Raw genomic sequence first — 18,439 nt, 5'->3', positions numbered from 1 at the left:
GTGACACGTTGGCGCAGGCCGGCCTGGTGGAGCGTGCTGCTGACCGTGGCTGCGGCCGCGCTGTTCGTGCGTCTGGGCGTGTGGCAGTTGCACCGGGCCGACTACAAGGACAGCCTGATGCGACGCTATGCCGCCGCGGCGGCCGCCGCGCCGGTGCCCTTCGGGCAGGTGGCCGCGGCGCCGCCGGCCGACGCCTTTCCGCGGGTGGCGGTGACGGGCCGCTATCTCGGCGACCGCATCTTCCTGCTGGACAATCCCCACCACGACGCGCGGGGCGGGGTCGAGGCCTATGTGCCGCTGGAACTGGCGGGACAGCCCCGGCTGCTGCTGGTGGACCTGGGCTTCCTGCCTGGCACCGGCAGCGACAAGGCGCCGCAACTGCCACCGTTGCCGCTGAGCGACGTGCGCCTGCACGGACTCTATCTGCCGCCACCGGGCGTCGGCCTGGAACTGGGCGGCGATGCGCTGACCAGCCAATCGCACTGGCCCAAGACCACGATCTACCTCGACCTGGCGCAGGTGGCCAAGGATCTGGGGCGCCCGCTCTATCCGCGCGTGCTCGCGCTCGATGCCGATCCGGCGTCGATCTACCAGCGCGTGCATGCGTTCGATTTCTCCTCGATGCCGCCGGCACGGCATCGGGCCTACGCCTTCCAATGGTTCAGCTTTGCGGTGGCGGTGTTGGTGATCTTCGCGATCCTGCACCGCAAGCGCCGCCCCCGACGCACGGACAACCGATGAGTACACCTGCGCCATCCCCGCCCAAGGCCGCCCGCCTGAAGCTCCTGGCCATCGCGGCCGTCTTCGCCGCGCCGATGATCGTCGCCGGCCTGCTCACCTTCGCCGGCTGGCAGCCCGGCGGGAAGGGCTACGGCCAGCCGGTCCAGCCGCAGCGCAACTTCGTCGACGAGCATCTGCGCGTGAGTCTGGCCGGCGGCGGCGACTACGCCTGGCGCGATCCGGCCCAGCCGCGCATGACGCTGGTCGCGCTGGCCGGACCCGGCTGCGCTGCGCGCTGCTTCGATGCGCTGAGCGGCATGGCCAAGGCCTGGGTCATGCTCAATCGCAACCAGCAGCGCCTGCGGCTCCTGTATCTGGGCGAGCCGCCGGCCGACCCTGCCCAGCAGGCGGCGGTGAAGACGTACTGGACGTTCGGGCGCGACGACGAGGGCAAGCTGGCGGCCTTCCGACCCGCCACGGCCGACAGCGTGAGCGCGCTGCTGGTCGAATCCAACGGAACGGCCTTGGCTTTCTATCCGGCAGGCTTCGACGGCACGGGCCTGATGCGGGACGTGATCAAGGTGGTCAAATGAGCGCGCACGACAAGACGATGCAGGCGAACGTGGATGCCCATGCCGGCGCTTCCGGCGAGGCGGGTGCGCGCAAGCTGCGCCGGATCATGCGCTGGCTGGCGCTGGGCGCGGCGGTGTTCGCCTTCGGCGTGGTGATGTTCGGTGCGTTCGTGCGGCTGTCCAATGCGGGGTTGTCCTGTCCGGACTGGCCCACCTGCTATGGACAGGTGACCTGGCCGCATCACGAGCAGGCGGTGGCACGTGCCGATGCGGCCTTCCCGGATCGCCCGTACGAGGCCACCAAGGCCTGGCGCGAGCAAGTGCATCGCTTCCTCGCGGGCACGCTGGGTGTTCTGGTGCTGGCCCTGGCCTTGCTCGCCGCCTGGCGACCGCGCCGGGCGCGACTGGCCGTGGTGCTGGGCGCCGTGTTCGCGGCCGGCGGGGTAAGCCTGTACATGCACGGCGAACATGCATGGTCCTCGCTGCTGGCGGTGATCGCCATCGCGCTGCCGCTGGCGACGGCGGCCGGTCTTCCACGTCCCGGCGCCTGGCGGCTGGCCGTGCTGGCGCTTGCGGTGATCATCTTCCAGGCCATGCTTGGGATGTGGACGGTGACGCTGCTGCTCAAGCCCATCGTAGTGATGGGCCACCTTCTGGGCGGCATCACCACCTTCGCGCTGCTTGCCTACGTCGCGCTGCGGCTGGCCGGCGTCGGCGCGCCGGACGCACGCCATGCGTCCCTGCGCCGATGGATCGCGCTGGGCATCGTGCTGCTGGCGTGCCAGATCGCGCTCGGCGGCTGGACGTCGTCCAACTATGCCGCGCTCGCCTGCGGCACCGGTCCCGACGCGTTCCCCAAGTGCCTCGGGCAATGGGCGCCGCCGACCGACTTCAAGCAAGGCTTCGTGCTCTGGCGTGGCATAGGCGTGAACTACGAGGGCGGCGTGCTGGACATGGCGGCGCGCAGCGCGATCCAGATCGCACACCGCATCGGTGCGCTGGTGGTGTTCGCCTACCTCCTGTGGTTGGGGCATCGCCTTGCCCGGCGTGGCCTGCGCCTGGCAGGCGCGGCGATCGGCGTGGTGCTCCTCGCGCAGGTCCTGCTCGGCATCAGCAACGTGCACTTTGGCTTGCCGTTGCCGGTCGCCACGGCCCACAACGGCGTGGCCGCGTTGCTGCTGTTCACGCTGCTGGCGACACTGGCACGCACGCAGCCGCGCACGGATGATGCGGCATCGGCATCCGTGGAGTTACCGCGATGAGCGCGCACCTGCGCGAATACCTGCAACTGACCAAGCCGCGCGTGGTCGCGCTGCTGGTGTTCTGTTCGGTGATCGGCATGTTCCTGGCGGTGCCGGGCATCCCGCCGTGGCGTGCGCTGGTGTTCGGGACGCTCGGCATCTGGATGGCGTCCGGCTCGGCCGCCGCGTTCAATCATCTGATCGACGAGCGCATCGACAAGCTCATGGCACGCACCGCGCGCAGGCCGCTGGCCACCGGTGCGCTGAAGCCCCGCCAGGTATTGGTTTTCGCCATCGCACTAGGGGTCGTCTCGATGCTGGTGCTGGCGCTGCTGGTCAATCCGCTGACCGCGTGGCTCACCTTCGGCGGCCTGATCGGCTACGCGCTGGTGTACACCGCCTATCTCAAACGCGCCACGCCGCAGAACATCGTGATCGGCGGCCTGGCCGGCGCGATCCCGCCGGTGCTGGGCTGGACCGCGGTGACCGGGCAGCTGCATGCCTTCGCGCTGCAGCTGTGCCTGATCATCTTCGTCTGGACCCCGCCGCATTTCTGGGCGCTGGCGATCTTCCGCCGGGACGACTACGCACGTGCGCAGATCCCGATGCTGCCGGTCACCCACGGGGTCGCCTACACGCGCTGGCACGTGCTGTTCTACACGGTGCTGCTGGTGCTGGTGACGCTGCTGCCTGCGCTGACCGGCTTCAGCGGCGCGGTCTATCTGGGCGGCGCCATGGTGCTCGGCGGCGGCTTCCTCTACTACGCCGTGCGCCTGCTCAATCCGCCGGACGAGTTTTTCGCCATGCGCGTGTTCAAGTACTCGATCGTGTACCTGATGGCGCTGTTCGCCTTCCTGCTGGCCGACCACTGGCTGCTCGCGCCCGTGCAGGATGCGGGCTTCGTGCTGCAGCACGCGACGTGAAGCCGCTGCGCGCTTGACATGAGCGCGCTCCGTGACCACAATGCGCGCGCCCACCGGCGCGCTTGCGCCGCGGCATTCCCCAAGACCTTCCAAGGCATATGGACGTCTACCCTAGTCGCAACGTCGACATCCGCGAGCATCGGGTGCCGGCGTCGCATTACAAGCTGATCGTCTGCGGCGACCGCCTGCGGTCGGCCGGCGCTTTCCTCGACTAGGGAAGCCCGGCCTGATCCCGAGGGGTGCCGCGGGCACCGTTTCGAGGAGCAGGCCATGAAACTCCTTCGCAATCCCTCCTGGTGGCGCGCGCTGCGCCGACTGGCCGCCGGCCGTGGGCGCCGCGCGCCGCAGGCCTACAGCGTCACCGTGCCGGCGCCACTGCCGGCGAGCAACGTGGTCGAGTTGCGCCGCCCGGTCGTGCAGGCGCCGACCGCGCCGTCGCTGCCGCGGGCGGCCAACGCATGATTCTTCGCCCACTGTGCAAGGGCTGGCCTCCGCCAGCCGGAAAGCCCGTCGGCCGCACTCGCGGCCACGCCCACGGGCGGTAGAGCGCGCGCGTTCGTCCGCACCGGCACCAAGCGATCAACGGGAAGCGGACAGATGATCAGGAAAACCCTCCAGAACACCGCCAAGGCGGTCGGCAAGGGCGCGGCGGTACCGGCGCGCGTGGTGGCCGCCGAGCAGGCCTTGCGCCGCAACGACGAGCTGCTGGCGGCATTGTCGACCTCGACCGCCGGATTGGACGAGGCGCAGATCACCGAGCGCCTGCACCGCGACGGACCGAACGAGGTGGCGCACGAGAAGCCGCCGCACTGGTCGCGCCAGCTGCTGCGCGCGTTCAAGAACCCCTTCATCGTGGTGCTGCTGGTGCTGGCCGGCGTACAGCTGGGCACCGACAGCAGTGACCTGGCCGGGCCGCTGATCATCGGCGCCATGGTGTCGATCAGCGTGCTGCTGAGCTTCATTCAGGAATACCGCTCCACCCGCGCCGCCGAGAAGCTCAAGGCGATGGTGCGCAACACCGCCACGGTCACCCGCTGCGCCAGCGACGGCCACAGCGAGCGGATAGAGGTGCCGGTGGCCGAGCTGGTCGCCGGCGACATCGTGCACCTGGGCGCGGGCGACATGGTGCCGGCGGACTTGCGCCTGCTCAGCGCCAAGGACCTGTTCATCAGCCAGGCCATCCTCACCGGCGAGTCGCTGCCGGTGGAGAAGGCCGCGCCGAGCGCGCACGGCATGGTCGCGGCCGCGGCCGCGGCTGCCAACCCGCTGGATCTGCCCAGTGTCTGCTACATGGGCACCAACGTGATCAGCGGCACCGCCACCGCCGCGGTGGTGGCGACCGGCGCGCGCAGCTATCTGGGCTCCATCGCGCACACGCTCTCCGGCGAGCGCGTGCAGACCAGCTTCGACCGCGGCGTGCGCTCGGTGAGCTGGCTGCTGATCCGCTTCATGGCGGTGATGGTGCCGGTGGTGTTCCTGATCAACGGCCTGGACAAGCACGACTGGCTGCAGGCGTTCCTGTTCGCGCTGTCGGTGGCGGTGGGGCTGACTCCCGAGATGCTGCCGCTGATCGTCACCGCGAACCTGGCCAAGGGCGCGCTGGCGATGTCCAAGCGCAAGGTGGTGGTCAAGCGCCTGAACGCGATCCAGAACTTCGGCGCGATGGACGTGCTGTGCACCGACAAGACCGGCACGCTGACGCTCGACAAGATCGTGCTGGAGCGCCACCTGGACCTGGATGGTGAGGCCTCGGGCGAGGCGCTGGAGTTCGGCTATCTCAACAGCCGCTTCCAGACCGGCCTGAAGAACCTGATGGACAAGGCGGTGCTGGCGCACCGGAATCTTGAGCCGATGGCTGGGCGCTTCCAGCTCGTCGACGAGATCCCGTTCGACTTCCAGCGCCGGCGCATGTCGGTGGTCCTTTCCGGCGGTGACGGCCAGCACCTGCTGGTGTGCAAGGGCGCGGTGGAGGAGATGCTCGCCATCTGCACCGCCGCACGCCAGGACGGCATCGACGTGCCGCTCACCGATGCACGCCGCGCCGAGATCCGCGCGATGACCCGGCACCTCAACGAGGACGGCCTGCGCGTGCTGGTGGTCGCGGTCAAGCGACAGAAACCGAGCGGGCACACCTACGGCCTGGCCGACGAGGCGGGGCTGACCGCGATCGGTTGCCTGGCTTTCCTCGATCCGCCCAAGGACTCGGCGGCCACCGCGATCGCCGCGTTGCGCCAGCACGGCGTGGCGGTGAAGGTCGTCACCGGCGACAACGAAGCGGTGACGCGCAAGATCTGCCGCGAGGTGGGGCTGGACGTCAGCAACTCGGTGCAGGGCCGCGACATCGATGCGCTGGACGAGGCCGCGCTCGATGGCGTGGTGGCACGCACCACGGTGTTCGCCAAGATGTCGCCGCTGCAGAAGGCGCGCGTGGTCGAGGCGTTGCAGCGCCAGGGCCACACGGTGGGTTTCCTCGGCGACGGCATCAACGACGCGCCGGCGCTGCGTGCGGCGGATGTGGGCATCTCGGTGGACAGCGCCACCGACATCGCCAAGGAGTCGGCCGACATCATCCTCCTGGAGAAGAACCTGATGGTGCTGGAGGAGGGCGTGCTCGAGGGCCGCGTCACCTTCGGCAACATCATCAAGTACATCAAGATGACGGCCAGCTCCAACTTCGGCAACGTGTTCAGCGTTCTGGTGGCCAGCGCCTTCCTGCCGTTTCTGCCGCTGCTGCCGCTGCAGGTGCTGGTGCTCAACCTGCTCTACGACATCTCCCAGCTGACCATTCCGTTCGACCGCATGGACGAGGAATATCTCACCAAGCCGCGCAAGTGGGACGCCAGCGACATTGGCCGCTTCATGATCTGGATCGGCCCGGTCAGTTCGATCTTCGACGTCACCACCTTCCTGCTGCTATGGCACGTGTTCGGCGCCAATTCGGCGGCGCACCAGTCGTTCTTCCAGAGCGGCTGGTTCATCGAGAGCCTGCTGACGCAGACGCTGGTGGTGCACATGATCCGCACGCGCCGAATCCCGTTCCTGCAGAGCGTGGCGTCGGCGCCGGTACTGGCCCTCACGGGCGCGATCATCACCATCGGCCTGGCAGTCCCGTTCGTCGCCTTCGGCACGAAGATCGGCATGGTGCCCTTGCCGACGGCCTACTTCGGCTGGGTGGCACTCACCGTGCTCACGTACTGCGCGCTCACGCAGCTGGTCAAGCTGCTCTACATCCGTCGCTACGGCCGCTGGCTGTAGAGCGGCGTTCTCCGGCAAGCGCGGCCACGCCGCGCCGACCCCGCACAACCAAACGACACTCCGCCGCATGCGGCGGAGCGGAATCGTGCATGAAGCTGAGACCTTTCCTTGCCCTGGGCCTGCCTCTGCTGGCTACCGCGCGCGCCGTGCATGCCGGCGCGAGTCTCTACGTCGACGACGCCGGGACCACGCCGCCCGGCCACTGCCAGCTGGAGAGCTGGACACGCAGCTATGCGCCAGGCCAGGAGTGGAGCGCCGTGCCGGCGTGCACACGCGGCGGCGTCGAATACAGCCTGGGGGTGAGCAGCTACGACCGCCCGCACGATCTGCTGCTCACGCCGGGCATCAAGCGCACGCTGCGCGATCCGGACGGACAGGCCTGGGGCGCCGCGATTTCCCTCGTCGCGGCGTGGGATGTCACACAGCGGCGCCTGGAGGGCTGGAACCTCACCGTGCCCGTCACGCTGGCGGTGGACGCGCAGGGGCGCACGCTGCTGCATGCCGACCTGGGCTGGAGCAAGCTGCGCGGCGCCGCGGGCGCGCTGGCCGGCGGGCTCGCGCTGGAGCACCGGCTGTCCGGCCAGTGGAGCGTGCTGGCCGAGCTCTATGCCGACGGCAGCGGCGAGATGGACAGGCAACTCGGTCTGCGTCGCGCCTTGGACGCAACCGCCAGCCTGGACCTGCTGGCCGGATGCGCGAGCGGCCGGCGTCCCGGACGCTGGTTCACGCTGGGCTTGAACATGGCCTTGCCCGACTGAGGCTCCGCGGGCGTCCCATCTTCAGCCGTGGTGGGCGGCGTAGCACCGCGCCAGCACACACCATCAGCTGCAGCTGGCGGAAGATCATCAGCGGCAGCAGCAGCGCGCCCAGCCCGCCGGCTTGCCCTGCGACCAGGGCAGCACGCTGGCCAGACCGACCGTGCCCATCAGGGCAAGGGTGAAACCGTCCGGCAACAGCCGGCGCAGGGAGAGATAGGGCATGGCGAAGCGGTGTGCCAGATGGCGCCCCATTGTAGTGGCGCGTGCGTGGATGCGGCTTCAGCCGTCGCAGCGGCCCGCACGGTATCGACGCCGCCACCACAGCCAGCCCGCGACCAGCGCGGCCGCGACGGCCAGCACCCACATGCCGTTCTGGCTGCGGCCGATCCACATGGCCAGCCATTCGCGGTTGTTGGCGCCTGCATAGCCTAAGTACACCCACACCGGCACGCTGATCAGCGCGGCCAACCCATCGAGCAGCAGGAAGCGCAGGAACGATATGCGATGCGTGGCGCCGGCGGTGACGTACACCGCCGTGCGCATGCCCGGCAGGAAGCGCGCCAGAAACAGCAGGCGGTTGCCGTAGCGGGCGAACTTCTCCTGCACCTTCGCGTACCGGGCCGGGGTGAGCAGCCGCGCGACCAGCGGCCATTGCATGATGCGCGCGCCATGGCGATGGCCGAGCAGGAACATCGCCGCGTCGCCCACCAGTACGCCGACCAGCGCGATTGCCGCCATCGCGTGCACGTTGGCGTACCCCAGCCCGGCGATCACGCCGCCGGCTATCAGGGTGATGTCCTCCGGCAGTGGGGCGCCGGCGCCGCACAGCAGCAGCGCGACGAACACCGCCGCGTAGCCGCTCTCGGCAAACAGCAGGATCAGCCGCTCAAGCAACTGCATCGTGGGCCTGGCCTGGCGCGCGCGCCGTGGCATGAGGGCGCAAGCGCGCGGTAACGTGAACCATCGGTCAGCCCTGCATGGCGGAGGGGCTGCGCGCCGCCAGCAACTCGCGCAGCTCGGCCTTTTCGGCTTGGCTCAGCGTCCCTTCGCGGTGCTTGGCGGCAAGCGCTTCGCGGCGCAGCGCGGTGGCCTGTTCCTCCATCCGCGCCAGGGCGTCCAGGAATTCCTCGCGCTGCGCTTCCGGCTCGCCCACCGCGGTCGCCGCCATGAGCTTCTGCAGCGAAGCGTATTCGGTGCGCTCGGCGAAATGCTCCACCAGCGTGGCGGGGTTGATGCCCGGACGCGCGCGCGCCAGGTCGAGCAGTTCCGCCAGCAGGCCGACGCCGGGCCGGTCCAGGCGCAGGAAGCGGTAGGGCGGTTCGACCAGGTCGGCCAGCGCCGGTTGCGCCAGCAGCAGCGCGACCGCGCTGCGCACCAGCGAGCGCTGCACCGCCACCGGCCGTTGCACGGCCCGATGCGCGGCCGGTTCCGGCGGCACGTTGGCACGGGCGCCGGTGCGCTTTTCCAGCTCGTCCGCCATCAGGTCGCGGAAGGCGCCATCGGGCAGGCGCGCGATCAGCGGCCGCGCACGCTCGGCCAGCCGCGCGCGGCCGTCGAGGCTGGCGGTGTCGACGTCGCGCGCCAGTTCGCCAAAGAAATAGTCCGACAGCGGCGTGGCCGCCTTGAGCCGCTGCTCGAAGCCGTCCTTGCCTTCCTTGCGCACCAGCGTGTCCGGGTCTTCGCCATCGGGCAGGAACAGGAAGTAGGCCTGGCGCCCGTCGCGCAGGCGCGGCAGCGCGGCCTCCAGCGCCTTCCAGGCAGCGGCACGACCGGCGCGGTCGCCGTCGAAGCAGAACACCACGTCGGGCGCTGCACGAAAAAGCACTTCGGTGTGTTCTGGCGTAGTCGCGGTGCCCAACGTGGCGACCGCGATCGGCAGGCCCGCCTGGTGAAGCGCGATCACGTCCATGTAGCCCTCGACCACCACGATGCGCTGCAGGCTGCTGTTCGCCTGCTTGACCTGCCACAGCGCGAACAGCTCGCGACCCTTGTGGAACAGCGGGGTCTCCGGCGAGTTGAGGTACTTGGGGCCGTCATTTTTGCGCGCGTCCTGCGCGCCTGAATCATGAACCGGCGATCCCCCTTCGGGCTTTGCAAGGATTCTTCCGCCGAACGCGATGACTCTTCCCCGGCGGTCGAGGATGGGGAACATCAGCCGCTCGCGGAAGCGGTCGTAGCGATGGCCCCGTTCGCCGGTCGCCACCATGCCCGCCTCGGTCAGCAACTGCATGCGCCGGTCGCTGCCGCCCAATGCCTTGATCAGTCCGTCGTAGCCGGCCGGCGCCCAGCCCAGGCGGAAGCGAGCGATGGTGCCGGCGTCCAGGCCGCGTTTCGCGCAGTAGGCCTGCGCCTCGGCGCTCCTGGGCAGTTCGTTCTCGTACCAGCGCGCGGCGCCGTCGAGCAATGCGTAGAGGTCGCTCTTGTCCTCGCGCGGCGCGGCCTCGCGGCCACCCTCGCGCGGCACGGTGAGGCCGACCGACTGCGCCAGTTCCTCTACCGCGTCGGGGAACTCCAGCCGCTCGTAGTCCATCAGGAACTTCACTGCACTGCCGTGCGCGCCGCAGCCGAAGCAGTGGAAGAACTGCTTGGTCGGGCTGACGTAGAACGAGGGCGTGCGCTCGTTGTGGAACGGACAGCAGGCAGTCCACTCGCGCCCGGCCTTCTTCAAGGGCACGCGCCGCTCGATCACGTCGACGATGTCGACCCGCGCAAGCAGTTCGTCGATGAAGTTGTCGGGAATACGGCCGCGCATGCCGCTAGTTTAGAGGTTGCGGGATGTCGGCGGCGGAGGAGGGCGCGGGAGCGCGCGGCCAGGCCCGGCAAACTGGCCTAAGACCGCCGCCGGGCGTCCCACGCACGCCTGGGAGTTGCCTGCAGCAACCCGCGCGCCCAGGCCCTGTACTACGGGGGGCTGGGCTTTGCCGCGATCCGGGAACGACGCACGCGGCTGGCCAATACACAGGGCGCCGTGCGCGATCACCGACGAATGGAGCGCGCGCTACAGGATGTGGAATACGCCGATGACCGCCAAGAGGGCGATGAGGAACAGGATCAAGAAGATCGCGAACAGCACCTTGGCGATGGTCCCGGTGACGCCCGAGATGCCGCCGAAACCGAGCCAGCCGGTGACCAGCGAGATGATGGCGAAGATGATGGCCCACTTGAGCATGCGGCTTCTCCCTGGTCGTGCGGCCGGGGCGGAGGCCTCCGGTCCGGCGATGCCGGGCCGTTGTAGGCGATCGGGCGTGAAAGCTGCGCATCAGCTCGCTGTGCGCTGCGTGACGTTCGCCCTGCCGTTCCCTTCTCCGAAGAACGGTGTAACGAGCGAGCTGCGGGGAAGAGCTTGGGCGCCCTGAGGTGATTTCGGCGGCGTCCAGCCACCCGAGCGGCGCTTCGGTCCTCTCCCGGGGAGGGAGGGAAAAAAGCAAAAGCCCGCCGGTCAGCCGCCCAGGCGCGCCTTGATGCGCGCGGAGACCTGTGCCATGTCGGCGCGTCCGGCCGCCTGCTGCTTGACTGAAGCGACCACCTTGCCCATGTCGCGGGGCGAGCTGGCGCCGGTCTGCACGATGGCGTCATCAATCAGCGCATCGACCTCGGCTTCGGAAAGCTTGGCCGGCAGGTAGCCCTCGATCACCGTCATCTCCGCGCGCTCGACGTCGGCCAAATCGACGCGGCCGGCGGCGTCGTACTGCACGATCGAATCGCGCCGCTGCTTGAGCATCTTCTCCAGTACGGCGAGCGTCTGGGTATCGTCGAGCTCGATGCGTTCGTCCACTTCGCGCTGCTTGATCGCGGCCAGCATGAGCCGGATCACCGCCAGCCGTTCCTTCTCGCCACCGCGCATGGCGGCTTTCATGTCGTCGCTGATCCGCTGCTTGAGGCTCATGGTTGGGCTCCGGAAATGCGAAAGGCCGGCGTTGCCACGCGGCAACACCGGCCCTTGGGATGTGGCGGTCGTGCCGCCGGAAGATCTCCTTGCCGCGCGCTGCGCTGCGGCGAGGTGGATCAGTACATCCGGGTCTTGCGCGAAACGTCGCGCGAGAGGCGGCGCAGGTGGCGCTTCACCGCAGCGGCACGCTTGCGCTTGCGCTCCTGGGTCGGCTTCTCGTAGAACTCGCGCTTGCGGGTCTCGGCAAGGACGCCGGCCTTTTCGCAGGTACGCTTGAAACGGCGCAGGGCAAGCTCGAACGGCTCGTTCTCGCGAACTTTTACGCTGGGCATGAAAACTCCGGGTGGTAAACTGGCCCGCCAACCTGGCGCGCCTTCAGAATAGGGCGAGCCGCGAAGTATAGCGTGCATACCAGCCAACTTTCAAACCCGCTCGGCAAGCCCGTTCTCGGCGTGGAAACCTCCTGCGACGAGACCGGCGTGGCGCTGCTGCGCTGGGAGCCCGATGAGCCCGGCCGCGGCCTGCTTGCGCACACGCTCTACAGCCAGATCAAGCTGCACGCGGACTACGGCGGCGTGGTGCCGGAACTGGCCAGCCGCGACCACGTGCGCAAACTGCTGCCGCTGGTACGCGAGGCGCTGGCACAGGCGGGCCTGACCCCGGCCGATCTCGGCGGTGTGGCCTATACCGCCGGGCCCGGCCTCGTCGGTGCGCTGCTGGTCGGCGCCGCCGCAGCGCGGGCGATGGCCTGGGCGCTCAACGTACCGGCGATCGGCGTGCACCACATGGAAGGCCACCTGCTGGCGCCGCTGCTGGAGGCCGATCCGCCCGAGCCGCCGTTCGTGGCGCTGCTGGTTTCCGGCGGCCACTCCATGCTGGTCGAGGTGGCCGCGATCGGCCGCTACCGCATCCTCGGCGACACCCTGGACGACGCGGCCGGCGAGGCCTTCGACAAGACCGCCAAGCTGATGGGCCTGCCTTATCCGGGCGGCCCGGCGCTGGCGAAGCTGGCCGAGCAGGGCAGGCCGGGTGTGTTCCGCTTCTCGCGCCCGATGACCGACCGGCCGGGACTGGACTTCAGCTTCTCGGGCCTGAAGACCCAGGTACTGCTCGCCTGGCAGCACTCCGACCAGTCCGAACAGACCCGTGCCGACATCGCGCGCGGATTCGAGGAAGCCATCGTCGACACGCTGGTGATCAAGTGCCGCCGCGCGCTCGAGGCCACCGGTACCCAGCGGTTGGTAATCGCCGGCGGCGTCGGCGCCAACCGGCGCCTGCGCGACACGCTGGCGGCAGCCGGCCAGAAGGATGGTTTCCGCACGTATTTCCCGCGGCTTCAGTTCTGCACCGACAACGGCGCCATGATCGCGCTGGCAGGCGCGATCCGGCTGGCGGCGGGGCAGGGCCAGGACGACGCGGTGCGCGTGTCGCCCCGGTGGGATCTGGAAAGTCTGCCGGCGGTATAGCCGGGGCGCCATCGTCCTAGCGGGGCGGGAGAACCCGCGCGGATCGGCGCTCCCGGGCCCGGGGCTGCGACACGCCGCTTGCATCGCCCGGCCAAGTTGCCGACCCTTCGCCGCATGGACATCGTTTTCATCGAAGACCTGCGCATCGACGCAGTGATCGGCATCTACGACTGGGAGCGGCGGGTGCGCCAGACGCTCGCCTTCGACATCGAGATGGCCTTCGACAACACCGTGCCGGCGGCGAGCGACGACATCGCCCATACGCTCAATTACAAGGACGTGTCCAAGCGGTTGATCGAGTACGTTGGCGATTCCAGCTTCGGCCTGGTGGAGACGCTGGCCGAGCGCTGCGCTGCGATCATCCTTGAGGAGTTCGGCGTCGCCTGGGTGCGGCTGAAACTCTCCAAGCCGGGCGCCGTGCGCGGCGCGCGCGCGGTGGGCGTGCGCATCGAGCGCGGCACGCGGCCGTGACGCGCGCCTATCTCAGCCTCGGCTCCAACCTGCAGCCGCACCGCTATCTGCGCGCCGCGCTGGACGAGCTGAAGGCCCGCTTCGGCGAGCTGGCCGTATCACCCGCCTACCGCAGCCGCGCGGTGGGCTTCGACGGCCCGGATTTCATCAACCTCGCGGTCGGCCTGGATACCGACCTGTCGCCCGAAGCACTGAACGGCTGGCTGCACGCGCTGGAGGATCGCCACGGCCGCCGCCGTGACGTGCCGCGCTATGCCGACCGCACGCTGGACGTGGACCTGGTGCTCTACGGCGACGCGGTGATCGACGGGTCAGGTCACCTGCAGGTGCCGCGCGACGAACTGCGCCACGCCTTCGTGCTGCGGCCGCTGGCCGACATCGCGCCCGACGCGCGCCATCCAAGCGACGGCCGCCGCATGGCCGACCTGTGGGCCGCGTTCGCGCAGGAAAGCGAGCCGCTCACGCCCGAGCCGCTGCCCTGGCCTTAGCCGCTGCGCCACTGTCGCGCTGCCGACGCCGATGCTAGAAAGGCGCCTGGCATTCACGGATCGAGGGGGGCTTATGGCAGGCAAGTTCGCGCGCAGCTGGTCGTTGATGAAGGCGAGTGCGGCGATGCTGCGCTCGGACAAGGCACTGTTGGCCTTCCCCTTGCTGTCGGGTGTCTGCTCGCTGGTGGTGGCGGCCAGTTTCCTGGTGCCGGTGGCGCTGGCGGTGCTGGCGGACGACGCCCACCTGGCCGGTCAGGCCCATCGCTGGTCGCCGGTCACCTGGCTGGTGTTCTTCGCCTTTTACCTGGTGCAGTACTTCGTCATCGTGTTCTTCAACACGGCGCTGGCCGGCTGTGCGCTGCGGCACCTGCGCGGCGAGCCGACCAGCCTGTCCGATGGCCTCGCCCTGGCGCGCTCGCGCTGGACCAGCATCCTGGGCTATGCCTTGATCGCCGCGACGGTGGGCCTGTTCCTGCGCGCGTTGCAGGAGCGACTGGGTCTGATCGGGCGGCTGGTGGCCGGCCTGCTCGGTCTGGCGTGGACGGTTGCGACCTTCCTGGTGGTGCCCGTGCTGGCCAGCCAGGACATCGGACCGGTCGATGCGGTCAAGCGCAGCGTAGAGCTGCTCAAGCGCACCTGGGGCGAGAACCTGATCGGCAGCGTCGGCCTGGGTGCCGCGTTCGGGCTGATGACCTTCCTCGCCATTCTGGCCGGCGCGGTGCTGATAGGCGGCGCAGTGGCGCTGCACTCGCTGCCGGCGCTGGTGGTGGCGGTGGGCGTGGTGGTGGTCGCCTTGGTGCTGCTCAGCCTGGTGCAGGCCTCGCTGCAGGGCATCTATGCAGCGGCGCTGTACCGCTATGCCGAGGTCGGCCAGGCGGGCGCCGGTTTCGACCAAGCGCTGCTGGAAAACGCTTTCCGCACGAAGAAGTGACGGCTAGACCGCCAGCGTACGGCCGCCGTCCACGCGGATGATCTGGCCGGTGACGAAGGGCGCATCGCGCAGCAGCCACAGCACGGCGGAGGCGACATCCTCCGGCGTGCCGGCGCGCCCGAGCGGCGTGCGCGCCAGCAGCGCGGCGCGATCGTCGTAATCCTTGCCCTCGGCCGGCCACAGCACCGCGCCGGGGGCGACGCCGTTGATGCGTACCTCCGGCGCCAGGTCCTGCGCCAGCGTGCGCGTCATCGCGGCCAGGGCGGCCTTTGCCATGACGTACACCGGATGGCCGGCGAGTGCGCGCTCGGCATAGATATCGACCAGGTTGACGATCGCGCCGCGCGCCGCGCGCAGCGCGGGCAAGGCGGCCTGGACGAGAAAGAACGGCGCCTGCGCGTTGGAGGCAAACAGTTCGTTCCAGTGCGTTGGCGTAACGCTCCCGATGGGCGTGGGATAGAAGGCCGAGGCGTTGTTGACCAGCGCATCGAGCCGGCCGAAGTGCGCCAGCACGTCTTCGATCAGCGCGGGCAGGTGCTCGATCGCGGCCAGGTCGACCTGCACGCCGAGCGTGCTGCCGGGCCGTTCGCGTTCCAGTTGCGCGCGCAGCGCCGCCGCCTCGCCGGCGGAGTGGCGGTGGTGCAGCGCGATGTCGTAGCCGGCTGCGTGCAAGGTGCGGGCGATGGTCGCGCCGACGCGGCGGGCAGCGCCGGTGACCAGGGCGACGGGGCGGGAAGGCTCGGTGCTCATGCGGCGAGCTTGCCGCAAAGCGGGCGGGGCGTCACCGATCCGGCGGCGAAACGCCCGCGTCGGGTTCCTGCATGGAGTCGGTTGGCGTCGCCAACGGTTCGGTCTGCACGAGGCTGCCGCTGCCGAACAGCTCGATCGCCGTGCGCCCCACGCTGCGGGTGTCGTACCAGGCGTAGGCGCCCACGCCGGCGGCGCCGACCACCGGCAGCCAGCGCGAGATGCCGGCGCCCACCGCGCGCTGCGACAGGCTGATGCCGATGCGCCGTGCCACCCGTTCGGCCACTGTGGCGGAAAGCTGGCGGAAGAGCAGCCGGTCGCCCAGGCGTACCACCAGGTCGCGGAAGGCCTGCGCGGCGGTGTGGCGGAACAGGCACCAGAGCATCTGCTCGCGGCCGAGGCTGGCGTGCTGCCCGTAGGCCGCGGCGATGTCGCTGACCATCTGTGCCTGGATGCGCCAGATCGCCACCAGTTCGGGCAGCACCGTCAACCATCCCAGCGGCCCGGGCGGCAAGGCCAGCGAGCCGGCCGTCAGCGCCGCCTTGCGTGCCGCCTGGCGGACCAGCTCCTGGGCCTTCGCTTCGGGATGGAGGCCGCGATGGACCTGGCTATCCGGAATCTGGCTGGCGAAATCGAGGATCGCCGTTGCGAGCCGCCCATGATCGGCGGTTGCGGGCACGGCGGGAATTTGGATCGGCGGCTTGGCCATGGTTCGTCCTTCCAAGCGGAGAACGCCAGTGTGGGTGGGAGGACGTGAATGGGCGGGAACGCAGTGCCCATGATCTTTGTCGGAGTCCGAATGAAACGTTATAATATATCTTAAAGAAGAACCTCATTCCGCCGACGGAGCCACGATGAACCGCCCCCTGCTCGCCGCCAGTCTTGCTCTGGCATTGGCGGCCCCGGCCTTTGCCGACAATACGACGACGGCGGCCACCGCTCCGCCGCAGGTGCGCCAGCTGGGCACGGTCGACGTCAGCGGCGCCCTGGACCGGTCGCGCAACGCGCTGTCGCCCGATACCGGTTCCAGCCAGTACGTGATCGATGAGAAGGCGATCCAGCAATTGCCGCTTGGCGCGTCCACGCCGCTCAACCAGGTCGTGCTGCAGGCGCCGGGCGTGGTGCAGGATTCCTACGGCGGTCTGCACGTGCGCGGCGACCACGCCAACCTGCAGTACCGCATCAACGGCGTGATCATCCCCGAATCGATCGCCGGCTTCGGGCAGGCGCTGGATGCGCGCACCGTGGAGACCGTGAAGCTGCTCGATGGTGCCCTGCCGGCGCAATACGGCCTGCGCACCGCCGCCGTGGTGGACATCACCACCAAGAGCGGACGCCAGCTCGGCGACGGCGGCAGCGTCGGAGTCACCGGCGGCTCGTTCGGCATGCTCAATCCGAACGCCTCGCTGTGGGGCAGCAACGACCGCTGGAGCTTCTTCTTCACCGCCAACTACCTGCAGAGCGACGTGGGCGTGGAGAACCCCACGTCCAGCCGCAGGCCGATCCACGACCGCACCCACCAGGTGAAGGGTTTCGGCGACGTCTCCTACCTGATCGACGACGACACGCGCCTGAGCCTGCTGTTCGGGGTCAGCAACAACCGCTTCCATATCCCGAACAATCCGGGGCAGTCGCCGCAGTTCGGCTACCTGGATACCGTGTACTTCGACTCCGCCCGGCTCGATGAGCGACAGCGCGAGAACACCCGCTTCGGCGTGCTTTCGCTGCAGGGCAAGCTGGGCGCCACCGACTACCAGGTGTCGCTGGGTCAGCGCTATTCCAGCCTCCAGTTCATCCCCGACCTCGTCGGCGACCTGATGTTCAACGGCGTCGCCTCGACCATCGACCGCAGCAACCGCGCCAGCACCCTGCAGGCCGACTTCGCCACGCCGCTGGGCGACAACCACACCCTGCGCTACGGCGTCTACGGCAGCTTCGAGCGCGCGCCTAGCCGCAATGACGCCTACGTGTTCCCGACCGACGCCACCGGCAACCAGGCGAGCACCACGCCGATCCTCATCGCGGACGGCAACCGACTGACCGCCAGGACGTGGTCGGCCTACCTGCAGGACGAGTGGAGCATCGGCGACAAGCTGACGGTGAACTACGGCCTGCGCGGCGACCGCTACCATGCGTTCCGCACCGAAAGCCAGCTCAGCCCGCGCCTGGGCCTGGTGTACCAGGCGACCGACAGCACCGTGCTGCACGCCGGCTACTCCCGCTACTTCACGCCGCCGGCGACCGAGGCGATCACCACGACGAATATCGAAAAGTTCGATGGAACGACCAATGCCTTGCCGCACGCCGGCGACAACACGCCGCTGAGCGAGCGCAGCGACTATTTCGATGTCGGCGTGCAGCAGCAGTTTGGTCCTCTCACCCTGGGCCTGGACACCTATTACCGCAAGGTGCGGCGCCTGCAGGACGAAGGCCAGTTCGGCGCCGCGCTGGTGTATTCCACCTTCAACTACGCAAAAGGCCGGATCAAGGGCGTGGAGTTCACCGCCAACTACGACAGCGGCCCGTTCAGCGCCTACTTCAACCTGGCAGCCAGCCAGGCGATCGGCAGCCGGGTCATCACCAGCCAGTACCATTTCGACCCGGGCGATCTGGCCTACCTCGCCGACCACTACATCTTCCTCGACCACGACCAGGCGTATTCCTCCTCCGGCGGCCTGAGCTACACGCTTTCGGACAAGACCCGCGTGGGCGCCGACTACCTGTTCGGCAGCGGCCTGCGCAAGAACGGCCGCGTGCCCAACGGCGCCTCGCTGCCGGCATACTTCCAGCTCAACCTGAGCCTTGCGCACGACTTCAGCTGGGGTCACCTGGGCGACCTGCACACGCAGCTGGCGGTCATCAACGCACTGGATCGCAGCTACGAGCTACGCGACGGCAGCGGCATCGGCGTGGGCGCGCCGCAGTTCGGCCCACGGCGCGGGGTGTACCTCAGTCTGCAGAAGGATTTTTGAGCGGCA

Annotated in this window: 20 protein-coding genes; 12 read left to right on the top strand and 8 right to left on the bottom strand. The window is 69.2% G+C overall.

The window, feature by feature from the left end:
- The 7 genes from VGU65_RS09825 to VGU65_RS09795 all read left to right on the top strand — a co-directional run bounded on the left by VGU65_RS09825 (position 1) and on the right by VGU65_RS09795 (position 7,469).
- Positions 1 to 741 carry an SURF1 family protein gene (locus VGU65_RS09825; RefSeq protein WP_327475215.1) on the top strand — a complete coding sequence of 247 codons (741 nt, stop codon included), beginning with the start codon at positions 1 to 3 and terminating at the stop codon, positions 739 to 741.
- The gene (locus tag VGU65_RS09820) at positions 738 to 1,313 is read left to right on the top strand and encodes a redox-active disulfide-containing membrane protein (RefSeq protein WP_327475213.1); all 576 of its coding nucleotides are present in this window, start codon (positions 738 to 740) and stop codon (positions 1,311 to 1,313) included. The genes VGU65_RS09825 and VGU65_RS09820 overlap by 4 nt, the downstream gene beginning before the upstream one ends.
- Positions 1,314 to 1,399: 86 nt before the next feature.
- Positions 1,400 to 2,554 carry a COX15/CtaA family protein gene (locus tag VGU65_RS09815; protein ID WP_327475486.1) on the top strand — a complete coding sequence of 385 codons (1,155 nt, stop codon included), beginning with the start codon at positions 1,400 to 1,402 and terminating at the stop codon, positions 2,552 to 2,554.
- On the top strand, positions 2,551 to 3,456 hold the full coding sequence (gene cyoE / locus VGU65_RS09810) for a heme o synthase (RefSeq protein ID WP_327475211.1): 906 nt from the start codon (positions 2,551 to 2,553) through the stop codon (positions 3,454 to 3,456). Before VGU65_RS09815 ends, cyoE begins: the two co-directional genes overlap by 4 nt.
- Before the next feature lie 270 nt (positions 3,457 to 3,726).
- Positions 3,727 to 3,918 (top strand): hypothetical protein, encoded by a 192-nt coding sequence (locus VGU65_RS09805; RefSeq protein ID WP_327475209.1) that lies wholly within the window; start codon positions 3,727 to 3,729, stop codon positions 3,916 to 3,918.
- A gap of 135 nt (positions 3,919 to 4,053) precedes the next feature.
- On the top strand, positions 4,054 to 6,711 hold the full coding sequence (gene mgtA / locus VGU65_RS09800) for a magnesium-translocating P-type ATPase (protein WP_327475207.1): 2,658 nt from the start codon (positions 4,054 to 4,056) through the stop codon (positions 6,709 to 6,711).
- Between the two features lie 89 nt (positions 6,712 to 6,800).
- Positions 6,801 to 7,469: a PA4824 family protein gene (locus VGU65_RS09795; RefSeq protein ID WP_327475205.1), complete on the top strand. Its 669-nt coding sequence runs from the start codon at positions 6,801 to 6,803 to the stop codon at positions 7,467 to 7,469.
- A gap of 87 nt (positions 7,470 to 7,556) precedes the next feature.
- Here the strand turns inward: VGU65_RS09795 and VGU65_RS09790 are convergent, their stop codons facing one another.
- The 6 genes from VGU65_RS09790 to rpsU form a co-directional block, all read right to left on the bottom strand.
- The gene (locus tag VGU65_RS09790) at positions 7,557 to 7,691 is read right to left on the bottom strand and encodes a hypothetical protein (protein WP_327475203.1); all 135 of its coding nucleotides are present in this window, start codon (positions 7,689 to 7,691) and stop codon (positions 7,557 to 7,559) included.
- 57 nt (positions 7,692 to 7,748) lie between these two features.
- The gene (locus VGU65_RS09785; RefSeq protein WP_327475201.1) at positions 7,749 to 8,369 is read right to left on the bottom strand and encodes a DedA family protein; all 621 of its coding nucleotides are present in this window, start codon (positions 8,367 to 8,369) and stop codon (positions 7,749 to 7,751) included.
- A 67-nt stretch (positions 8,370 to 8,436) separates the two neighbouring features.
- On the bottom strand, positions 8,437 to 10,221 hold the full coding sequence (dnaG, locus tag VGU65_RS09780; protein ID WP_327475199.1) for a DNA primase: 1,785 nt from the start codon (positions 10,219 to 10,221) through the stop codon (positions 8,437 to 8,439).
- 246 nt (positions 10,222 to 10,467) lie between these two features.
- The gene (locus tag VGU65_RS09775; RefSeq protein WP_327475197.1) at positions 10,468 to 10,638 is read right to left on the bottom strand and encodes a DUF1328 domain-containing protein; all 171 of its coding nucleotides are present in this window, start codon (positions 10,636 to 10,638) and stop codon (positions 10,468 to 10,470) included.
- 270 nt (positions 10,639 to 10,908) lie between these two features.
- Positions 10,909 to 11,355 carry a GatB/YqeY domain-containing protein gene (locus tag VGU65_RS09770; protein WP_327475195.1) on the bottom strand — a complete coding sequence of 149 codons (447 nt, stop codon included), beginning with the start codon at positions 11,353 to 11,355 and terminating at the stop codon, positions 10,909 to 10,911.
- A gap of 119 nt (positions 11,356 to 11,474) precedes the next feature.
- A complete protein-coding gene (gene rpsU, locus VGU65_RS09765) occupies positions 11,475 to 11,690 on the bottom strand; it encodes a 30S ribosomal protein S21 (RefSeq protein ID WP_055999514.1) in 216 nt (71 codons plus the stop codon).
- 72 nt (positions 11,691 to 11,762) lie between these two features.
- Between rpsU and tsaD the strand changes: the two genes are divergently transcribed.
- The 4 genes from tsaD (at position 11,763) to VGU65_RS09745 (ending at position 14,714) form a co-directional block, all read left to right on the top strand.
- Positions 11,763 to 12,824, top strand: coding sequence for a tRNA (adenosine(37)-N6)-threonylcarbamoyltransferase complex transferase subunit TsaD (tsaD, locus tag VGU65_RS09760; protein ID WP_327475194.1), 1,062 nt, complete (start codon positions 11,763 to 11,765; stop codon positions 12,822 to 12,824).
- 114 nt (positions 12,825 to 12,938) lie between these two features.
- Positions 12,939 to 13,295: a dihydroneopterin aldolase gene (folB, locus tag VGU65_RS09755; protein WP_327475193.1), complete on the top strand. Its 357-nt coding sequence runs from the start codon at positions 12,939 to 12,941 to the stop codon at positions 13,293 to 13,295.
- Entirely contained in the window at positions 13,292 to 13,783 is a 492-nt protein-coding gene (gene folK / locus VGU65_RS09750; RefSeq protein WP_327475191.1) for a 2-amino-4-hydroxy-6-hydroxymethyldihydropteridine diphosphokinase, read from the top strand. Before folB ends, folK begins: the two co-directional genes overlap by 4 nt.
- 73 nt (positions 13,784 to 13,856) lie before the next feature.
- A complete protein-coding gene (locus VGU65_RS09745) occupies positions 13,857 to 14,714 on the top strand; it encodes a DUF6159 family protein (RefSeq protein WP_327475189.1) in 858 nt (285 codons plus the stop codon).
- 3 nt (positions 14,715 to 14,717) lie between these two features.
- Here the strand turns inward: VGU65_RS09745 and VGU65_RS09740 are convergent, their stop codons facing one another.
- Together VGU65_RS09740 and VGU65_RS09735 are read right to left on the bottom strand one after the other, a co-directional pair.
- Positions 14,718 to 15,464 (bottom strand): pteridine reductase, encoded by a 747-nt coding sequence (locus VGU65_RS09740; protein ID WP_327475187.1) that lies wholly within the window; start codon positions 15,462 to 15,464, stop codon positions 14,718 to 14,720.
- 31 nt (positions 15,465 to 15,495) lie between these two features.
- A complete protein-coding gene (locus VGU65_RS09735) occupies positions 15,496 to 16,170 on the bottom strand; it encodes a hypothetical protein (RefSeq protein WP_327475185.1) in 675 nt (224 codons plus the stop codon).
- A 145-nt stretch (positions 16,171 to 16,315) separates the two neighbouring features.
- On the opposite strand from VGU65_RS09735, the gene VGU65_RS09730 reads away from it, so the two are divergent.
- On the top strand, positions 16,316 to 18,433 hold the full coding sequence (locus VGU65_RS09730; RefSeq protein WP_327475183.1) for a TonB-dependent receptor: 2,118 nt from the start codon (positions 16,316 to 16,318) through the stop codon (positions 18,431 to 18,433).
- Positions 18,434 to 18,439: the final 6 nt, after the last annotated feature.

Origin of the sequence: Frateuria sp. (assembly GCF_035943815.1) — a bacterium.
GTDB lineage: Bacteria > Pseudomonadota > Gammaproteobacteria > Xanthomonadales > Rhodanobacteraceae > Frateuria_A.
The sequence above is the reverse complement of the archived record's forward strand: the minus strand, read 5'-3'. Positions and strand labels throughout refer to the sequence as shown.